The following is a 20,292-nucleotide window of genomic DNA, read 5'->3' as shown; positions in this document are numbered from 1 at the left end:
CGCGGATCAGCTGGCCTCGGCCTCGGATTCCTTGCCGTCAGCGTCCTTGCCCTCGGTGGGTACCGAGCCCGTCGCCCCGGGAGCGGTCGACGCGGTGCCCACCGTCCCGGCATCGGTCTTCGCCGGTTCCGCATCGGATGTCTCGCCGGCCTTCTCGAGCGCCGACAACTGGCCGATCGCGGTGCGCGCGTAGACCTGCTGCTCGGTCACCGCGAGCTGCGAACGGCCGCGAGTGGTGAACGCGAAGAACCAGTTGATCAGGGTGTTCAGGCGGTTGCGGAACCCGACCAGATACACGAGGTGCAGCGCCAGCCAGCCGAGCCAGGCGAAGTAGCCCTCGGTCTCGAACGTCTTCTTGATGCCGGGGATCGGGACCTGCATCACCGCGGAGTACCGCGAGATGGTCGCCATCGAGCCCTTGTCGTAGTAGCTGAACGGCTTGCGCTGGTCGGGGGTCTGCCCCTTCAGCTCGGCCTTGATGGCGTCCGCGGCATAGCGGCCGCCTTGGATCGCGCCCTGCGCCACACCCGGGACCCCGTCGACGGCCATCATGTCGCCGACGACGAACACCTCGGGATGGCCGGGGATGGTGAGGTCGGGGAGCACCTTCACCCGGCCGGCGCGGTCGAGTTCGACGCCCGACTGCTCGGCGAGCTGCTGGCCGAGCGGGCTGGCCTGTACGCCGGCCGACCACACCTTGCACTGCGACTCGATGCGGCGGGTAGTGCCGTCCTTCTCCTTGACGACCAGGCCGTCGTAGTCGACGTCGACGACCATCGCGTTCAGCTGAATCTCGACACCCATGCGCTCGAGGCGGGCCGCGGCCTTGCCGCCGAGCTTCGGGCCGAACGGTGGCAGGACGGCCGGCGCGGCATCGAGCAGGATCACCCGGGCTTCGGTCGGGTCGATGTTGCGGAACGCGCCCTTGAGGGTCTTGTCGCTCATCTCGGCGATCTGGCCGGCCAATTCGACACCGGTGGGGCCGGCGCCGACGACCACGAAGGTCAGCAGCTTGGCGCGCTCGGCGGGGTCGTGGGACAGCTCGGCCTGCTCGAAGGCGCCCAGGATCCGTCCGCGCAGTTCGAGTGCGTGGTCGATGGTCTTCATGCCGGGCGCGTACTCGGCGAAGTGATCGTTGCCGAAGTACGACTGATCGGCGCCGGCGGCGACGATGAGGTCGTCGTACGGGGTGACCGTGATGCGCTCGAGCAGGCGGGAGGTGACGGTCTTGGCCTCGAGGTCGATGTCGTACACGTCACCCATGAGAACCGCGGTGTTCTTCTGCTTGCGCAGGACCACGCGGGTGGCCGGTGCGATCTCGCCCTCGGCGACGATGCCGGTCGCCACCTGGTAGAGCATCGGTTGGAACAGGTGATGGGTGGTCTTGGCGATCAGCGTGACATCGACATCGGCCTTGGCCAGTCGCTGGGCGGCGAACAATCCGCCGAAGCCCGAACCGATGATGACCACTTTCCGACGGGTCGTGGCTGCTCCAGCGGGGGCCTGGACGGCGGGGCTGCTCATCTCCAGACATCTCCTTCCAGGTCGTTGGGCGACGGTCGTGCGGACTTCGGCGAACCCGAGTGGGGTGCTACCCGAGGGGGCCGTGTAGCGCCGGGGCCGGAGTACGACCGTGCATGTTCTCAACGGTAGTCAATGATGATCCGATGGGCGCGGCCAGAGGGGTGTTGCGCTCACGCGGTGAGACCCCCGGCCGACGACCATCGTTGCGATCGCTCCTGCCAGTCGGCCCGGAGGAGCTCGTATTCGACCTCGGACCGGTCGCGGTCCGGGTGGATGGTCAGCAGCTCGGCCGAGTCCGCGGCGTCGTCGCAGAGGTGGATGGCGCAGAGCGTCATCCCGAGCTTCTCCATCACGCGGCGCGACGACGCGTTGCGGGCTACCGTGCTCGCGAACACCCGCTCGGTGCCGAGGTGGTCGAACGCGAACGCGACGAGGGCGAACGCCGCCTCGGTCGCGAGGCCGCGGCCCCACACCGTGCGCCGGAGGCGATAGCTCAGTTCGAGTTCGGCACGGTTGCTGTGCCGTGGTGTGCGCAGCGAGATCCAGCCGAGGAAGGCGGCGGTGGCGGGGTCGCACAGGATCCAGGTGCCGGTGCCGTGTCTGCGGTGTTCGGTCTCGGCGCGGGGGACCACCCAGTCCTCGATCACGGCGCGCGGTGTCGCGGCACCGCCGCTCACGTACCGCATGACCTCGGGATCGCTGTCGAGGTGGACGAGCTCGTCGACATCGACGGCGGACACCGGGCGCAGCCGAGCCCGTGCCGTGTCGATGTTCACCCGAGCCCCTCACCGCGCGCCGGGGGTGCGCGCACCGATACGCCTGACGTCCTGCCCCGGCGAGTGAGTCTACGGTCTGGTCGGCGGTGACTCCTGCAGTTCGTCGTACGCGTGTCCCGCACTAAGATCGCGCCGTGGCCCCCCACCGAGATGCCCCCGACCCAGATGCCCTCGATCCCGAGGCAACCGCAGCCGGTTCCGCCGGACCGGACTACGTCCTCGACATCCCGGTCGCGCTGCGCTGGGGCGACATGGACATCAACAACCACATCAACAACGTGCAGATCTCCCGGATCTTCGAGGAGAGCCGGGTGCGTTCGTTCTATGAATGGATGCCCGACCGGCCGCGGAAGTTCTCGTTCCTCGTCGCGCGTCAGGACATCGAGTTCTCCGCTCCCGTGCACTACTCGCTCGACCCGGTGCACGTGCGCACCTGCATCGGACGCGTGGGCCGGTCGTCGTTCGTCATGGCCCTGCGCCTGTTCGACCAGTCCGGGACGCTGTGCGCCACGGCCGAGACCACGATGGTCGTCGTCGACCCGGACACCGGCCGACCCACCCCGATTCCCGACGACGCCCGGCCGCTGCTGACCGCGCGCCTCGGCGAGCCGGTGCGTTTCCACACGCCCCGGTCGAACGCCGCGGGCTGACCGGGCCGGGCCCCGGAGTCACAGCCGTCCCATGCTCATCCTGCACCGCGCCGAACGCACCGACACGCTGGCCGATGCGCTGGCCGAGGTCCTCGCGCACCCGCTGGGCGACCCGATGCGCCCGGAGATCGTGTCGGTTCCCGCCGCGGGAGTCGAGCGGTGGCTCGCCCAGCATCTGGCCCGACGCCTGGGGGCAGGGGCCGGCGACGACGGGATCGCGGCCAACATCGATTTCACCGGACCGCCCCGCCTGGCTGACGCCATCGTCGCGGCGGTGCTCGGTGACACGCGTCTGAACACCTCGGGCTCGCTGACGGCGCCGGACGATCCGTGGCGCGCGGCCGAACTGACGTGGCCGGTGCTGCGTGTCCTCGACGACCGCGTCGACGACCCCGCGCTCGACGTGATCGCGCGGCACATCGGCGCGGGCGACACCTCCTCGCCCCGGATCGGGCGCCGCTACGCCACCGCACGCCATCTGGCCGAGTTGTTCGACCGGTACGGGCGGTCGCGTCCGTCGCTGATCGCCGACTGGGCCGCCGGCCACGATCTCGACGGTGCCGGCCGCCCCCTGCGGGACGACCTGGCGTGGCAGCCCGGGTTCTGGCGTGCGGTCCGCGCCGAGATCGGCCGGCCGCATCCCGCGGAGGATCTCGCCGCGGTCTGCGATCGGCTGCGCACCGACCCCGCGGCGGGGAGATTGCCGGAACGACTGTCGGTCTTCGGGCCGACGCGGATCACCGAGTCGTTCCGTCAGATCGCCGCGGCCGCAGCCGTCCACCACGATGTCCACCTGTTCGTGCCCCACCCGAGTCCGCGGCTGTGGGCGGACCTCGGTGCCCTCGTCGACCCCGACTCCGGCAACGGGGTCCCACCTCGACGCGGGGAGTGCGAGCTCCCCGAACTGCGAAACCCCCTGCTCGCCGGTCTCTCCCGTGATCTGCAGGAACTCCAGTTGCGGCTCGCTCCGATCGTCGATCGGGACCTGCACCATGTGCCGCGGGAGTCGGTGCTGGGCGACACCGCGCTGCACGTCGTCCAGTCGGGGATCCGCGACGACCTGGCTCCCGCGCCCGGCCTCACCGACACGTCGGACCAGACCGACACGTCGGACCCGACCGTCTCCGCGGACCCGTCCGTAGAGGTGCACGCGTGTCACGGGCCCGAGCGGCAGATCGAGGTCCTGCGGGATCGGTTGCTGCATCTGTTCGCCGCCGATCCCGAGCTGCAGCCGCGCGATGTCCTCATCATGTGCCCGGACGTCGAGACCTACGCACCCCTGATCCGTGGCGCATTCGGACAAGCGGGACTGCCGCATCCGGCGTTCGATCTGCGAGTTCGGCTCGCCGACCGTGGAATTCGCCATGTGAACCCGATCCTCGACGTGATCGTCGGAGTCGTGGAGCTGGCCGCGGGCCGGGTGACCGCCGGTGACGTCGTCGACCTCCTCGGCGCCCCGCCGGTACGAACCCGGTTCGCGATGACCGACGACGACCTGGATCTGATCCGGGAATGGCTGGCGCACAGCAACGTCCGGTGGGGGATAGGCGTCGCCGAACGCGCCCGCTACGGTCTCGAACGGTTCCGCCAGGGCACCTTCGACGCCGGCCTGGACCGCATCGCCCTCGGCGTCGTCGCCGAGGAGGCCGACGACGAATGGCTCGGTACTGCACTGCCGCTCGCCGGAGTGGAGAGCACCGGCATCGATCTCGTCGGTAGGTTCGACGAGTTCCTCGACCGACTCGGTCGGGTGCTGGCCGAACTGCGGGAAGCCGCTCCCGCGCACCGATGGGCGGAGACGCTCATCGACGCCGTCTCGTCGCTGACGGCGACCGAGCCCGCCGAGGATTGGCAACGCGCACAGGCAATCCGGATGCTCAGCGAGGCCTTCGGGGACACCCGACCGGTCGAGCCGGAGGAGGTGCTGCGTCTGGCGGACGTGCGGGACCTCCTATCGGCGCTGGTCTCCGGCCGGCCGACGCGCTCGAACTTCCGCACCGGAGAACTGACGGTGTGCACGATGGTGCCGATGCGCTCGGTGCCGCACCGGGTGATCGTGCTGCTCGGGATCGACGCCGAGGTGTTCCCGCGTGTCCAGCGGATCGACGGGGATGACGTACTCGGCGTCGATCCGCTGGTGGGCGAACGCAATCCGCGGGACGAGGACCGGCAGTGTTTCCTCGACGCGATCTGCGCCGCGCAAGATGCCCTCCTCGTCTTCTACAGTGGCGCCGACCCCGTCTCCGGCCGGCGGATCCCGCCCGCTGTGGTCGTGAGCGAACTGGTCGACACGCTCACCGGTCTGACCGGCGTGAGTCCCGTTCGCCGGCATTCGCTGCACGGGTTCGACGCGCGGAACTTCACCCCCGGTGGCGTGCCGGGAATCGCGGGGCCGTTCAGCCACGACGCGTCGATGCTTCGCGGAGCCGAGGCCTTACGCGAGCCGACGCGGCGCGTGGTGGTCGCCGCTGCCGAGGTGCTGCCCGCGCCGGAACGGACCCCCGACACCGAGGACATCGACCTCGCGACCCTCATCGACTTCCACGTGGACCCGATCGTGGCGTTCGTCCGCCAGCGCCTCGGTGCCCGCATCCCCGACGACGACCGGCCACACGACGACCAACTCGATGTCGAACTGGAACCACTGGACAAGTGGGGGATCGGCGACCGATTCCTCTCCCGGATGCTGACCGGGGTGTCCATCGGGGAGTGCGAGGCGGCCGAGCTCCGGCGCGGGACGCTGCCGCCGTTCGCCTTCGGCACCCGTGAGCTCCGCGCGATCTCGCGGACGGTCACGCGGCTATACGGCGTCGTCGAGCCGTTGCGCACAGGGACTCCCACGACCCTCGACGTCCTGGTCCGACTACCCGACGGCCGCCGGGTGCACGGAACGGTCGGTGACGTGTTCGGCGACACCGTGCCGGCCGCGTTGGTGCGGCCGACGTACTCCAAGCTCAAGGCCAAACAGCAACTCAGCGGCTGGATCACGCTTCTCGCGGTGGCCGCCGCCGCGACCCAGGGCAATGCCGCGGCGCGGTCGGTGGACTCGGCGGTCCTGATCGGGCGGGCCCCGCGAGGCGGCGGGACCAGCACCATCACACTCCGGCGCCCCGCGGATCCGGTTCCGTTGCTTCACGACCTCGTCCGGCTACGTGACGAGGGTCTTCGTCGTCCGCTGCCGCTGCCGCTGGAACCCGCGTACACGTTCGTCGAGAACGACGGGCCCGGCCGGCGCAGCACGTTCTCGCTCGCCAACGCCCGCCGGAACTTCGACGACAGATTCGGTGCCGCGCACGACCCATATGTGAAGCTCGCATTCGGCGGGGACGTGCTGGCCGAGGTCGATTTCGACGACCTCCTCGACGGCGCGACGCCCGACCATCGCACCGTCGGCGGTGTCGAACTGCCCATGGGTGACGACGAACCGTTGTTCGCCGGGCTGGCGCGAACCGTGTGGGTGCCACTCGATGAGCACCGGGAGGGCACGTGAGACGGCCGGCCACCTTCGACGTCACCGCCGACCTGCCGGATCACACCACGGTCCTGGAGGCGAGCGCCGGAACCGGGAAGACCTACGCCATCGTCGGACTCGCCGCCCGGCACATCGCCGAGGGAGTCCCGATCTCGGAGATGCTGCTGGTGACCTTCAGCCGGGCCGCGACCGCCGAGCTGCGTGAACGCATGCGAGACCGCGTGCGCGAGTTGCTGGACGGACTCGACCGTCCCGGTGCCGCCCCCGGCCACGACGCGCTGCTGCAGATGCTGGCGCAGGGATCACCGGACGAGGTCGCCACCCGTCGTCGCAATCTCGCCCGCGCTCTGAGCGACTTCGACGCGTCGACGATCGCGACCACCCACACGTTCTGCAACCGCATGCTGGAGGCGCTGGGCTTCCTGGGTGAGCGTGAACTGGTCTACTCGATCGTCGAAGAGGTCGACGAACTCACCGAAGAGGTGGCGCTGGACCTCTACCTGCGCGGCTTCTGGGCAAGCGACACACCGGAATTCGACTTCACCGAGGCGCGGTCGATCGCCCGCGACGCGGTACGCCAGGCGTCGGTCGCACTGGCGCCGGACACCTCCGAGTCGACCGACGGGCCGGGTGGCGATGCGGTGGCCGCCCGTCGGGTGAGTTTCGCGTCCGCGGTCCGCCGCATCGTCGAGGCGCGCAAACGTGATGCGCGCGTACGGACCTACGACGACCTGCAGGCCATCCTGCAACGCATCGTGACCGACCCGGTGGTCGGCGAGCGCGCGTGCGAACGTATCCGCAACACCTTCACCGTGGTCCTGGTCGACGAGTTCCAGGACACCGACCCGTTGCAGTGGGACATCCTGCGCCGGTGCTTCCACGGCCATCGCCGACTCATCCTCGTCGGCGACCCCAAACAGTCGATCTACGGATTCCGCGGTGCCGAGGTCCTGAGCTACCTCGCCGCGGTGTCCTCGGCCGACACCTTGCAGGCGCTCGACGTGAACCGGCGATCCGACGGCGCGCTCGTCGACGCCCTCGGACATCTGTACGGCGAAGCGGCGCTGGGACATCCGGGCATCGTGGTGCATCCGGTCTCGGCGGCACACCCGGGCAGCCGGCTCGACGGTCGTCCGCCGCTACGCATCCGCGCGTTCCTGCGCACCGACTTCACGTCCCGTAACGCCTACAACCTGCCCGCGGTGAAGGACGTCCGCGACCGGATCGCGGTCGATGTCGCCGACGACATCGCGCAGACCCTCGCCCAGGGCGCTCGGCTCGAGGTCGACGGAACCTCCCGCCCGGTGGATCCCGGCGACATCGCGATCCTGGTGCGGCTCAACAGCACCATCGAACCGCTCCAGCGGGAGCTCGCCGAGCGCGGCATCAACTCGGTGATCGGGTCGGGGGTCAACGTGTTCTCCACGACCGCGGCCCAGCACTGGCTGTGGGTGATGCGTGCCGTCGAACAACCCTCCCGCGCGGACCGCGCGCGGTTGGCGGCGCTCACGACCCTGCTCGGCTGGTCGATCGAGAAGGTGGCCACCGCAGGCGAACCCGAGGTCGCCGAGCTCGGGGCCGAATTGGCATCGCTGGGACGGGTGTTCGTGCAGGGCGGGTTCGCCGCGATGGCGCAGCGCCTGCTCGACTCGCACGGTGTCGCCGCGCGCGTCCTGGCCACCGAGAACGGTGAACGCATCCTCACCGATCTTCTGCAGGTGTCCGCGCTCTGCAACAAGCACGTGGTCGAGACCTCGGCGGGAGTCAGTGGCCTCGTCGAGTGGCTGGCCGAGCGGATCGCCGACACGTCCGCGCGCCAGCGATACGAGGACCAGAGTCGGCGCCTCGACCGCGACACGCAGGCCGTCCAGATCATGACCGTGCATGCCAGCAAGGGCCTGCAGTTCCCGATCGTCTACGTGCCCTACGGCTGGGACGGGACGTGGATCGGCGACCGCGGCAACATCACCTACCACGACGAGTCGGGTACCCGGCGTCTCGATGTCGGTGGCGCGCAGGCGCCCGGCCGCGCGGCGCGGCGCAAGCGGTACGCCGAGGAGACGGCCGGCGAAGACCTCCGGCTGCTCTACGTCGCGCTGACGCGGGCGCAATCGCAGGTCGTGGCGTGGTGGGCGCCGTCGATGAACACCACGAGCGGGCCGCTGCACCGGCTGATCTTCGGGCGCGATACCGCAACCCGAATCCCTTCCGAGACCGGCGAATCGGTGTGGTCGGTCGCCTCCGACGTCCCCATCCCCGACGACGACGCCACGTGTGTCGGCGTCCTACGTACCCTGACCGGGCGCGATGCCGCGATCTCGGTCGAGCCCGCCGGCCGGATCGAGGCCGGTGCGGTGGCGGCCCCGCCGCACGCCGATGTCGAGCCGGCGACCCTCGGGGTCGCGCGGTTCCGGCGCGCCATCGATCAGGAATGGCGTCGCACGTCGTACTCGGCCATCGTCGCCGATGTCGCGCACGGCGCACCCGGGGCACCCGCCGGTTCCGTCGTCACCACCGGTAGCGAACCGGCCGACGACATCCTCGGTGACGAGCCGGCCGGCCCGGTCGAGCTCGACGAACCGCCCGCCGAGGGTCACCGAGCGGGAACGCCGTCGCTGATGAACGGCCTGCCCTACGGGGCGACGTTCGGCACCCTGGTGCACGAGGTCCTCGAATACGTCGACACCTCGGCGCCCGACATCGAGACCCATGTGCGCGAATTGTGTTCGCGCGCACTCGGGGTCCTGCCGGCCGACATCGACGCCGACGTACTGGTCGCCGCGCTCGTCGGCGTCCTCACCACGCCACTCGGTTTCGGCGATCTCTGGGGCGTCGAGCCGGGAGATCGCCTCGCCGAGCTCGACTTCGAGCTCCCGCTGGGGCCGCCGGATCGCGCCCCCGGCGCCCGTGGGGCGACGCCGGGGGTGTTCGCCGAACTGCTGGACCGGTATCTGCCCGACGACGATCCGTTGCGTGACTACGTCGATCACCTCCGCGAGCTCCCCGATCGTGAACTGCGCGGCTTCCTGACGGGCAGCATCGACTCGGTGCTGCGCACCCCGGACGGCCGCTACGTGGTCGTCGACTACAAGACCAACCGCATCCGGGCGGGGGACCTGGTCGTCGAGGACTTCGACACCGCGGCCATGGCAGGCGAGATGATCGCCGCCCACTATCCGCTGCAGGCGATGCTGTATTCGGTTGCGCTGCACAGGTATCTGCGCTGGCGCGTCGTCGGCTACGATCCGGTCCGGCATCTCGGCCCGGTGCAGTACCACTTCGTGCGCGGCATGGCCGGGCCGGGCACGCCGCCCGGTTGCGGCGTGTTCGAGTGGGATCTGCCCGCAGACCTGATCCTCGCATTGTCCGATGCACTGGCGGGAGCGTCCCGATGACCGTGTCCGACGTCCAGGTGGTGGAGTGGGCCACCGGTGTGCTCGCCGAGTGGAACGAGGCCGGAGTCCTAGCCGCCGCGGACGTGCACATCACCGACCGTCTCGTGACGATGTGCGCCGAGCCGGTGTCCGAGACCGCGCGTCTCGGCGCCGCGCTGGCGGTCCGTGCGGTGCGGCTCGGTTCGACGTGCCTCGCGCTGGACCGTTTGGGCGAGCTGGCCGGCGACGACACCGCCGACCTCACCATCCCGTCGTCCGATGCGGTGCTCGACGCACTGCTCGAGAGTCCGCTCGTCGCGGGCAGCGAGGCGGGTCCGTTGCGTCCGTTGGTGGTGCGACGGTCCATCGATGGGCCGCTGGTGTACCTCCAGAAGTACTTTCGGCAGGAACAGACGATCCGCGAGACGCTGGCCCGCCGCGCACAGACGACACCCGTGGTCGAAGCCGATGCGCTGCGCGCTGCGATAGCCGCCGTCTACACCTCGCCCGAGGACGGGCACCTGCAGAAGCTGGCGGCAGCGGTCGCCGCGACCCGCTGGACCACCGTCCTGGCGGGCGGTCCCGGCACCGGCAAGACCTACACGGTCGCACGCATTCTCGCGGTACTGGACGCCCTGCAGGGACCCGGCCTCCGTATCGGACTGTGCGCGCCGACGGGCCGGGCGGCGGCTCAGCTGCAGGCCTCGGTGGAAGCGGAGTCGACGGTTCCCGTCACGGCGCACGCCGTCACGCTCCACTCGTTGCTCGGCTGGCGCCCGGGTGCCAACCCGAGGTACGGCCGCGGGCGGACCCTGCCGCACGACGTCATCGTCGTCGACGAGACCTCGATGCTGTCGATGACCGCGATGAGCCGTCTGCTCGACGCAGTCCGTCCGGATGCACGGGTGATCTTCGTCGGTGACCCGCATCAGCTCGCGTCGGTCGAGGCCGGAGCGGTGCTCGCGGATCTCGTCGAACGGGCGGATGTCGCTGGAGTGCAAGGAGATTCGGGAACCGTGACGGCGGTATCACAGGCCGCGCTCGAGGCGGTGGGCCTGGATGCTGATCATGAACTGGAACCCGAGGACACCGATCATCTCGCCGGTGGCGTGATCACCCTGCGGCGCCAATTCCGTTTCGGCGGCGGCATCTCGCGGGTCGCGGCGGCCGTGAACGCCGGTGACGCAGACGAAGTCCTGAGACTGGTCGCCGCGGACGACGTCCCGAACGTCGAACTCGTGGCGCCCGACGACCTCGATGCCGTCCGTGCCGATCTCGTCGAATGGGGCCGGGCGCTGCGGGCAGCGGCCCGTCGTGCCGATGCCGACGGGGCGCTCGACGCGCTCGATGCCCACCGGGTGCTGTGCGCGCACCGGGAGGGGTCATGGGGTGTCCGTGGCTGGTCGGCCAGGATCACCGAGTGGCTGGGCACAGCCGGCGCCGAGCTGGCCGGATGGTATGCGGGACAGCCCATCCTGGTCACCGCCAACGACCGCCAGACGGCGACGTTCAACGGCGACACGGGCGTGGTGATCGCCGATCCCGAGGGCCGGACGCAGGGGGCCGACGGCGTCCGGGTCGCCTTCCGTCGCGGCGGATCGGTGCGACTCCTGCACCCGACGCAGCTAGCCGACGTCGTGTCGGTTCACGCGATGACCATCCACCGCAGCCAGGGCAGCCAGTTCCGACAGGTCACGGTGATCCTCCCACCCACGGGCTCAGAACTGCTCACCCGGGAGTTGCTGTACACCGCCATCACCCGCGCCCGCGACCACGTGCGGATCGTCGGGACACCCGAGGTGCTGGCCGCGGCGGTCGACCGCCGCGTGCAGCGGGCCAGCGGTCTGCGATCGGCCGTGACTCCGTACGACCGCTCCTAGTGGTGTGTCTCGGTTTTAGCTAACTCCTTGTTCGAGTGCGGCGCGGGCGCGGGCGACCTTGGCCAGGATCGACCTGGAGGTTGCGGTCCAGACATATGGTGTCGGGTTGTCGTTGTGGGCGTTGAGGTATTCCTCGATGCTCTCGATGAGGTCGGGCACGCTGGCGAAGATCCCACGGCGGATGTTCTTGTCGGTCAACTCCCGAAACCAGCGTTCGACCTGGTTGAGCCACGACGACGAGGTCGGGGTGAAATGGAAGTGAAAACGTTTGTGCCGCTCCAACCATCGCAGGACTTCGGGATGTTTGTGGGTGCCGTAGTTGTCCAGGATCACGTGCACCTGCAATCCCTTGGGGACTTCACGGTTAACGGTGTTGAGGAACGTGATGAACTCGCTGTGGCGATGTCTGGGTAAGCATTGTCCGATCACCGTGCCGGTGAGCACGTCGAGCGCGGCGAACAAGGTGGTGGTGCCGTTGCGTTTGTAGTCGTGGGTCATCGTGGCGGCACGGCCGGTGACCATCGGCAACGACGGCTGGGTTCGGTCGAGGGCTTGGATCTGTGATTTCTCGTCCATACACAGCACAATGGCCTTGTCCGGCGGCGTCAGGTACAAGCCGACCACATCGATCAGCTTCTCTTCGAACTGCGGATCGTTGGATACCTCGAACGTGTCCACCCGATGCGGCTTAAGCCCAAGATCAGACCAAATGCGTTGCACGGTAGCCGGACTCACCCCAACATGGGCGGCCATCGTGCGGCACGACCAATGGGTATGCCCGGGTGGAGTGCTCGTCTTGGTCAACCGCACGATCTCGGCGACCTTCTCCTCACTGATCGAAGACTTACGGCCCGACCAGCTCGTACCTGCCCGAACTTCGTCAACCCGTCCTCGGCGAAACGTGTGCGCCACGCCCGCACTGTCACCGCGGTCACCCCAAGTTCCTCGGCGATCACCCGATTCGCTTCGCCGTCGGCGGCCATCAGCAAAACCCTGGCCCGCAACACCTCACGGTGCGGCGCGGTCTGCGCCCGCGCCAACGTTTCCAACGTCTCCCGCTCGGCTTTCGTCAACCGCAAACACGCTGCCGGTGCACTCATCAACCCAGCCTACCGAACAACGAGCTAGACAATTGCGAGACACACCACTAGATCAGGTCGCAACCACCGGGGACGAGGTCGCGGCGCTGATAGCACTCGACGCCGAGCAGCTTCTCCTGGATGTCGTCGGGCAGCGACATGAAGCCGGAGATGGCCCGGCTGCGATCGATCTCGGAACGGTGGGCGGTGACGGCCGCCCTCTTGCGGGCCGCGAGATCCGACACGTCGACCACCACGTCGATCTCCGACTCCGGAGTGCCGGGTAGCTGCTCCCGGGGGATGTCCGCGAACAGACTCTCCGCGAGGATGTCCATCATCCACTTCGGGATGGTGGCGAAGTACAGCGAACGCACGCGCCAGGCCGGCCCGGCGCGGTGATAGAGCTTCGTCGACGCCGCCGCGTCGGCCGCCGCGCACGCGAGCCGGTGCGCGTGGACGTGGTCGGGGTGACCGTAGATACCCAGCGGGTCGTAGGTGATCACGATGTCGGGTTGCACTGCCCGGATGTGGTGGGTGAGCGCACGGACCTGTTCGTCGAACGACGCCTCGCACAGCCGCTGCGCATCGGGTGCGGATTCTGGTCGCCGGTCGTCGGCATAGCCGAGCATGATCGGCGGGCGCGGCATGCCGAGGATGTCGACCGCGTCGGCGAGTTCGCGGTGCCGGACGGTGCCGTCGGTCCAGGTGCACATCACGAGGTCGACCTCGCCGCCGGCGTCGGTGTGACGCGCGATCAGGCCACCGGTCCACAGTGATTCGTCGTCGGGGTGCGCGTGCACCAACAGCAGTCGGGGTGTGCCCATCCACCTGGCTTCCTGATCGTTCCCGCACGGCACGGATGTCGTGCGGGGTAGTCGGTCCCCGACCCAGGGTAGCCACACCACCGCTCGGTAAAGTCGGTGTCCGTCACACGTGTCGCACCGGCGCGGAGATTTTCATCCGTCCGGTGCACGAGAACAGAACATGGAGGTCTGCGATGAGCGCTCAGCCCGAAGTCCACGAGTTCCAGGCCGAGACCCGGCAGCTGCTGGATCTCATGGTCCACTCGATCTACTCCAACAAGGACAGCTTCCTGCGCGAGCTGATCTCCAACGCGTCCGACGCACTGGACAAGCTGCGGCTGGAGTCCCTGCTCGACAAAGACCTCGACGTCGACACCTCCGACCTCCACATCACGCTCGACCCCGATGCCGAGGCCCGGACCCTCGTCGTGGCCGACAACGGCATCGGCATGACCCGCGACGAGGTCGTCGGCCTGATCGGCACGCTGGCCCGTTCGGGCACGGCCGAGTTGCGCCGGTCGCTCGCGGAGGCTCGCGCGAACGGGGTGTCCGACGCGGCGGCCGAGGAACTGATCGGTCAGTTCGGCATCGGCTTCTACTCGACGTTCATGGTCGCCGACAAGGTCACGCTGGTGACCCGTAAGGCGGGGGAGAGCACCGGCACCCGCTGGGAGTCGACCGGCGACGGAACCTACACGATCGACGACGTCCCCGACGCCCCGCAGGGCACCTCGGTCACGTTGGCGCTCAAGCCCGTCGACACCGAGGATCACCTCTACGACTATTCGGATCCGACCAAGCTCCGCCAGCTCGTGAAGCGGTACTCGGACTTCATCGCGTGGCCGATCCGGATGGACGTCGAGAAGACCGTTCCGGTGGAGACCCCCGACACCGAGGCCTCCGACGCCGACGACGCGGACGAGAAGAAAGCGCCGGAGACGAAGACGGTCGTCGAGGCCGAGACGATCAACTCGATGAAGGCGCTCTGGGCCAAGTCGCGCTCGGAGGTGACCGACGAGGAGTACCAGGAGTTCTACCGGCACGTCTCCCACGCCTGGGATGCGCCGCTGGAGACCATCACGCTGCAGGCCGAGGGCACCTTCGAGTACCAGGCGCTGCTGTTCATCCCGACGCAGCCACCGTTCGACCTGTTCATGCGCGACAGCAAGGTCGGCATCCACCTCTACGTCAAGCGCGTCTTCATCATGGACGACTGCGCCGAACTGATGCCGGAGTACCTGCGCTTCGTCAAGGGTGTCGTCGACGCGGCCGACCTGTCGCTGAACGTGTCCCGCGAGATCCTGCAACAGGACCGCCAGATCCGCGCGATCCGTCGCCGGCTCACCAAGAAGGTGATCTCGACGGTCACCGAGATGCGCGCCGGCCGGCCCGACGACTACCGCACGTTCTGGGATGCCTTCGGCCGGGTGTTCAAGGAAGGTCTGGTCAACGATCCGGACAACCGCGAGGCGCTCCTCAAGGCCTCGTCGTTCGCGACCACCCACTCCGAGGACGAACTGACCACACTCGCCGACTACATCGGCCGGATGAAGAGCGGTCAGGACACGATCTACTACATGACCGGCGAATCGCGTCAGCAGATCGTGAACTCGCCGCACATGGAAGCGTTCCGCGCCAAGGGAATCGAGGTTCTCGTCCTGTCCGATCCCGTCGACGAGATGTGGGTCTCGGCGGGTGCGGAGTTCGACGGCAAGTCGTTCCAGTCGATCGCCAAGGGCGCCGTCGACCTCGACGGTGACGACGAGGACGCCGACGATTCCGCCAAGGAGGAGCAGAACAAGACCTACGCCGACCTGCTGGGGTGGCTCACGAGCACCCTCTCCGACGACGTGAGTGAGACGCGACTCTCGTCGCGCCTCACCGAGTCGCCGGCGTGCCTGGTCGGTGACACGTTCTCGATGTCTCCGCAGCTGGAGAAGCTCTACCGGGCGTCCGGTCAGGAATTCCCCAAGTCCAAGCGGGCACTGGAGCTCAACCCTGATCACCCGCTCGTCGCCGCGCTGAACAAGGCCTACGGAGCCGGGGATCACGAACAACTGGTGCCGACGGCGAAGCTGCTGTACGGCATGGCCGTGATCGCCGAGGGCGGTGAGCTCGACGACCCGGCCGAGTTCGCGAAGCTGTTGGCCGGTCGGCTGACCGAATCGTTCGCGGCGAGCGGACCGTCGGCCGGTTCGGAGTCCTGATCGGTCTGTCCAGACCACGGGTACGCCGCACGTGAGCCGCCGAAGACGGATCGTCGTCTTCGGCGGCGTGGCGGTTGTCCTGGCGGTGGTGCTGGTCGCCGCGCTCGTCGTCGGGCTGGCCCGCGAGGACGAGCGGGCGGCCACCCCGTCCGAGGCGGTGCAGACCTATCTCGACGCGCTCGCCGATGCCGACGCCGACGCGGCTCTGGGTGTCATCGATCCGCGCCCCGACACCCGGTTTCTGTCCGACAACGTCCTGCGGGCTCAACACTCCGCGGCGCCGCTGGGCGACATCGAGGTCCGGTCTGCTGCCGACGGTGCGCCGGAGGAGAACGTCCGGGCAAGATACCGGATGGGTGCCCGGGTCATCGACACCGAGATCCGGACCGTACGGGTCGCCGACGGCTGGGCCGTCGTCGACGGCGCGATCGCGGTCCGGATCGAGTCGCTACGGGTTGTGCAACCGACGTTCTTCGGCGGCGAGGTCGAGGAAGGGGACACGGTGCACGTGTTCCCCGGACCGCAGCGCTGGGGCTCCCGCGACACCGACTTCGTCGCGCGCGTCGCAGACGACGATCCTCCGACCACGCCGAGAGGACCCATGTCCGTCCGCGTCGTCGGCGAACTGAGCGCCACCGGCGCCGGAGCCGTCAGCGATTCGGTGTCGGCGCACCTGACCGCGTGTGCGGCGTCGACCCAGGCCGATGCGGGGCGGCAGGTCGCGGGCTGTACCCAACGGTTGTACCGCTCCGCGGTGGACGGCAGTGTGCGGTGGACGGCTCCGAAAGACCTGTCCGGGCTGCGTTATCTGCTCCGTGTTCCGGTTTCGGATGCGAGTGGGGACAGCAGCCGGGACGGGTCGGGTCTGGGTGTCGTCGACGTCGTCGGCCCGGTGCGCTGGCGGGTGTCCTACACCCCCGAGTACGACGCGGACGGCCCCCGGGTGGAGACCGTCGACGAGCAGTACCTCGTGGGCCATGTCGACCTCACCGAGAGCAGTCCCGAGTTCGTCACCGACGGCTGACCCACCGAGTTCCGACCAGGTCGGGTCAGCGCGGTCGCAGCCGGAACACCGGGATGCGGCGGTCGGTGCGCTTCTCGTACAGATCGAAGTTCGGCCACACCGCCCGCAGCGTCTGCCAGGCCGCGTCCCGCTCGGCGTCGACCAGTTCGGTGGGCACCGCCTCCGACACCTCACCGTGGACGATGATCTCGATCTCGTCGGCAGCGCGGAGGTTGAAGACCCACGCCGGCATCTTGGGACCGCCGAAGTAGGAGCCTGCGATCAACCAGTCCGACCCGTCCGGGACGGCCAGGAGTTGCGTCGTCCGGATCGCACCACTCTTGCGGCCCGGGACCCGGATCGTGATGTTCGGCAGATCACCGATGTCGAGCAGGCTCAGCCGCTGTCCCGACACAGATTGAAGAACGCTGTCGCACCTGACGATCTGCGGGAGGAAGCGAGGCATCCAGGAGATCGACCCGATCTTCACCGCGAGTCCGCGCCGCACCGTCATGCGCCCAGTGTGTCACGGGGATTCGGCGAATCGACGTCGACTCCCCGGACCCGTGTCGAGTCTCCGCCGACGCCGTGACGGTTCGATGCCCTCCGGGCGGATGGGCACCGAGGTAGCGTTGCGGTCCGTGACGACCGGTGACAGCGTGACGCACATCTTGATCGACGGCGGCCAGACCGGCACCCGCGTGCGGATCGAGACGCCCGACGGTGGTTCCGACCACGACGCGCCCCCGATCCGTACCGACCGACCGGTCGTGGAGCAGATCGCCGCAACCGTGCGGGACATCCTTCGAACGGCGATGGTGAGGTCGGGTCCCGACGGGTCGCCCGGCCCGTCGGTGGTCGCGGCCGGCGTGTCCGGACTGACCCCCGGCGCCTCCCGCCCCATCGATCTCCTCGCCGCGCTCGCCGACGCAGGCGTCGACTCCGTTGCCCTCGCCCATGATTCGGTGACCGCGTATCTGGCCGCGAATCGTCACGAGTTCGGCGCGGTCACCGCGGTCGGGACGGGCGTGGTCACCCTCGGGGTCGGCCGGGGCGGTGTCCGCCGGGTCGACGGCTGGGGATACCTCTTCGGCGACGCCGGTAGTGCCTACTGGATCGGGCGGTCGGGCATCACCGCGGCACTGCGCGCCTTCGACGGCCGGGGGCCCGAGACGGCACTCCGCGTGGCCACCGAGGAGGAATTCGGTCCGCTGGCCGAGTTGTACATGTCGGTGCAGGCCGACCCCGACCGCGTCGCACGCATCGCCGCGTTCGCCCGGGCGGTCGACGCCGCATCGGAGGCCGGGGATGCGGCGGCCCAACAGGTCATCGACGACGCCGCCGACGAACTGGCGACGTCGGCGATGACCGCGCTCGACCGCAGCGGCCGCGGGCCCGGCGAGCCAGCACGCGTGAGCTGGGTCGGCGGTGTGATGTCGGCCAGTGATCGACTCCGAAACCGGTTCGTCGACACCATCTCTCGCCGAGCCCCGGAGGTGTCCGTGGAACCGCCGCACGGCCCGCCCTTCGACGGCGTCCGACTCCTCACCGATCTCGACGCCGCACACCCGCTGGCCGAGCACGTCTACCGTGGGACCTCTGCTCCCTGAGCCGAAAGAAGCGGCCCCCATTGCTCCCTAATCCAAAGGAACGACATGACCATTGCTCCCTGAGGTGCGAGGAGCGCCAGCGACGAGCCACGAAGGGCCTGGTGAGACAGGTTGCGGAGCCCTTCGTGGCTCGCTTCGCTCGCACCTCAGGGAGCAGAGATGTGGAAGCCCACGCGTGTTCTTTCGTAGTCCACGACGGCCGCCAGGCCGCAGGTACTGAGGTGCGAGGAGCGCAAGCCGCCGGGCGGAGCAAGCGACCACGGAGCGCGTTGAGGTCGACGAGCCTCGAAGCTCAGGGCGACTCAGCGGCCCTTGAACTCGGGTTTGCGCTTCTCGAAGACGGCGGTGATGGCCTCGGTGAGGTCCTCGCTGGGCAGGAACGCGGAGTTCCACGCGGCGACGTAGCGGAGGCTGTCGTGGACGGCGGCGCTGCGCGAATGGTCGAGAACGGACTTGATGCCGTGGACCACGAGCGGCGGGTTGTCGGCGATCTCGCGGGCGGTCGAGCGGGCGAGCTCGAGCACGGCGGTCTGATCGTCGGCGACGTCGTTGACCAGACCGATCTTCTCGGCGCGGGCGGCGTCGATGTCCTTGCCGGTCAGCGCCAGCTCCCGCATGTGACCGTCGCCGATGATGAACGGCAGGCGCGCGAGTGTGCCCACGTCGGCGACCATCCCGACCTTCACCTCACGCACGCTGAACTTGGCGTCGGCGCTGGCGTAGCGCACATCGGCCGCGCAGATCAGGTCCACGCCGCCACCGATGCACCAGCCGGACACGGCCGCGACGACCGGCTTGCGACAGTCGGCGACCGCGGTGATGCCGGCCTGGAGTGTGCGCAGCGAGTCGAGGAATTCGGTGCGCGGCGCGGCTTTGGCGTCCCCGGCGAGGACGGCCGACAGCGTCCCGCCCATCGCGACGAGGTCGAGGCCGTAGGAGAAGTTCTTGCCCGACCCCGTCAGCACCACCGCGCGCACTTCCGGATCGGTGTCGAGGTGCCCGAACAGCTCTGGGAGTTCCTGCCAGAAGTCCGGTCCCATGGCATTGCCCTTGCCCGGGCCGATGAGGGTGACCTCGGCGATGTGGTCGGAGACGGTGATGTCGAACGCGGTCCAGGCGCGGTCGTTCCAGGCGTGGTCTGTCATGCGAGGGAGCCTACTCGGCGGTCAGAACCGGCGGTGTCCGGGTCCGCCGACGGCGACCGGTCGGGCCGAGAGCGGTGCGTCGACCCTGTTAGATGGGTACATGAGCGGATACATCCAGGAGGACATCGACCCGGAGGAACTCGCGCACCGGACCGAACTCGCGTCCGCGATCGCGGGCAGCGTCCGGGACTTGATCGATGCGACGGTGCGCACCGAGGTCGGTGAGACAGACATCGCGGAGGCGAGGCGGCTCATCGCCGCCGCCACCGAGATCCTCCGGAAGGACCAGCTGCCGGGCCCGTTCGGCATCCGATTCAACTCCGACGGCACCAAACGGTCCTGGGGCAATGCCGTTCTGGGGCGGCGGAACCCGATCGCACCGCCGGTCGAGCTCCATCACGAATCCGAGTACAGCTGGCTCGAGGTCGCACTCGGTCCCCAGTACGAGGGTCCGGCCGGACTCGTCCACGGCGGCGTGCTCGCGCTCGTCTTCGACCAGCTGCTGGGTTCGACCGCGGAGTTCCAGGGTGTGCCCGGGATGACCGGCACCCTCACCGTCCGGTATCGGCGCGGTACGCCGCTCGGGGTGATCCGCGGCGAGGCGCGCGTCGATCGGGTCGAGGGTGTGAAGACGTTCGTCACAGGGACGATCTCGGTCGACGGCCAGCTCACGGCCGAGTCCGAGGGCATCTTCATCCTGCCGCGGTGGGCTCGCGGTGAGGTGCCCGACGCCATGCGGAACTCGGTCGGCGAGGGCTGAACGCCGCGG

Annotated in this window: 13 protein-coding genes and 1 pseudogene; 8 read left to right on the top strand and 6 right to left on the bottom strand. The window is 69.1% G+C overall.

Annotated elements, in window-relative coordinates; translation table 11 throughout:
• Nucleotides 1–6: 6 nt before the first annotated feature.
• Complete coding sequence (locus tag QAD21_RS13745) at nt 7–1,524, bottom strand: NAD(P)/FAD-dependent oxidoreductase (protein WP_165630002.1); 1,518 nt, start codon at nt 1,522–1,524, stop codon at nt 7–9.
• A gap of 170 nt (nt 1,525–1,694) precedes the next feature.
• Entirely contained in the window at nt 1,695–2,300 is a 606-nt protein-coding gene (locus QAD21_RS13740) for a GNAT family N-acetyltransferase (protein WP_058253204.1), read from the bottom strand.
• Nucleotides 2,301–2,434: 134 nt separating this feature from the next.
• On the opposite strand from QAD21_RS13740, the gene QAD21_RS13735 reads away from it, so the two are divergent.
• The 4 genes from QAD21_RS13735 to recD are packed head-to-tail and all read left to right on the top strand — an operon-like array spanning nt 2,435 to nt 11,676.
• A complete protein-coding gene (locus QAD21_RS13735) occupies nt 2,435–2,950 on the top strand; it encodes a thioesterase family protein (protein WP_065629855.1) in 516 nt (171 codons plus the stop codon).
• A gap of 31 nt (nt 2,951–2,981) precedes the next feature.
• Complete coding sequence (gene recC / locus QAD21_RS13730; protein WP_165630003.1) at nt 2,982–6,440, top strand: exodeoxyribonuclease V subunit gamma; 3,459 nt, start codon at nt 2,982–2,984, stop codon at nt 6,438–6,440.
• The gene (locus QAD21_RS13725; RefSeq protein ID WP_068972429.1) at nt 6,437–9,817 is read left to right on the top strand and encodes a UvrD-helicase domain-containing protein; all 3,381 of its coding nucleotides are present in this window, start codon (nt 6,437–6,439) and stop codon (nt 9,815–9,817) included. The genes recC and QAD21_RS13725 overlap by 4 nt, the downstream gene beginning before the upstream one ends.
• Nucleotides 9,814–11,676, top strand: a complete 1,863-nt coding sequence (recD, locus tag QAD21_RS13720) for an exodeoxyribonuclease V subunit alpha (RefSeq protein WP_068972428.1) — start codon at nt 9,814–9,816, stop codon at nt 11,674–11,676. The genes QAD21_RS13725 and recD overlap by 4 nt, the downstream gene beginning before the upstream one ends.
• 15 nt (nt 11,677–11,691) lie before the next feature.
• Here recD and QAD21_RS13715 read toward each other — a convergent pair.
• Together QAD21_RS13715 and QAD21_RS13710 are read right to left on the bottom strand one after the other, a co-directional pair.
• Nucleotides 11,692–12,776 (bottom strand): annotated as a pseudogene (locus QAD21_RS13715) (IS630 family transposase).
• 47 nt (nt 12,777–12,823) lie between these two features.
• Complete coding sequence (locus QAD21_RS13710) at nt 12,824–13,579, bottom strand: PIG-L family deacetylase (protein WP_065629859.1); 756 nt, start codon at nt 13,577–13,579, stop codon at nt 12,824–12,826.
• Between the two features lie 173 nt (nt 13,580–13,752).
• On the opposite strand from QAD21_RS13710, the gene htpG reads away from it, so the two are divergent.
• On the top strand, nt 13,753–15,765 hold the full coding sequence (htpG, locus tag QAD21_RS13705; protein ID WP_065629860.1) for a molecular chaperone HtpG: 2,013 nt from the start codon (nt 13,753–13,755) through the stop codon (nt 15,763–15,765).
• A 31-nt stretch (nt 15,766–15,796) separates the two neighbouring features.
• Nucleotides 15,797–16,789 carry a hypothetical protein gene (locus QAD21_RS13700; protein WP_065629861.1) on the top strand — a complete coding sequence of 331 codons (993 nt, stop codon included), beginning with the start codon at nt 15,797–15,799 and terminating at the stop codon, nt 16,787–16,789.
• 25 nt (nt 16,790–16,814) lie between these two features.
• Here QAD21_RS13700 and QAD21_RS13695 read toward each other — a convergent pair whose 3' ends face one another.
• A complete protein-coding gene (locus QAD21_RS13695; RefSeq protein WP_065629862.1) occupies nt 16,815–17,282 on the bottom strand; it encodes a nitroreductase family deazaflavin-dependent oxidoreductase in 468 nt (155 codons plus the stop codon).
• Between the two features lie 100 nt (nt 17,283–17,382).
• Between QAD21_RS13695 and QAD21_RS13690 the strand changes: the two genes are divergently transcribed.
• Nucleotides 17,383–18,378: a BadF/BadG/BcrA/BcrD ATPase family protein gene (locus QAD21_RS13690; RefSeq protein ID WP_065629863.1), complete on the top strand. Its 996-nt coding sequence runs from the start codon at nt 17,383–17,385 to the stop codon at nt 18,376–18,378.
• Between the two features lie 302 nt (nt 18,379–18,680).
• Here the strand turns inward: QAD21_RS13690 and QAD21_RS13685 are convergent, their stop codons facing one another.
• A complete protein-coding gene (locus QAD21_RS13685) occupies nt 18,681–19,523 on the bottom strand; it encodes a crotonase/enoyl-CoA hydratase family protein (RefSeq protein ID WP_065629864.1) in 843 nt (280 codons plus the stop codon).
• A gap of 100 nt (nt 19,524–19,623) precedes the next feature.
• On the opposite strand from QAD21_RS13685, the gene QAD21_RS13680 reads away from it, so the two are divergent.
• Entirely contained in the window at nt 19,624–20,283 is a 660-nt protein-coding gene (locus QAD21_RS13680; RefSeq protein WP_055475413.1) for a PaaI family thioesterase, read from the top strand.
• The last annotated feature ends 9 nt before the right edge of the window (nt 20,284–20,292 follow it).

The organism is Gordonia sp. SMJS1 (assembly GCF_029866425.1).
In the GTDB taxonomy this organism is placed as follows: Bacteria; Actinomycetota; Actinomycetes; order Mycobacteriales; family Mycobacteriaceae; genus Gordonia; species Gordonia hongkongensis.
This window is presented reverse-complemented; position numbering and strand designations above follow the sequence as displayed.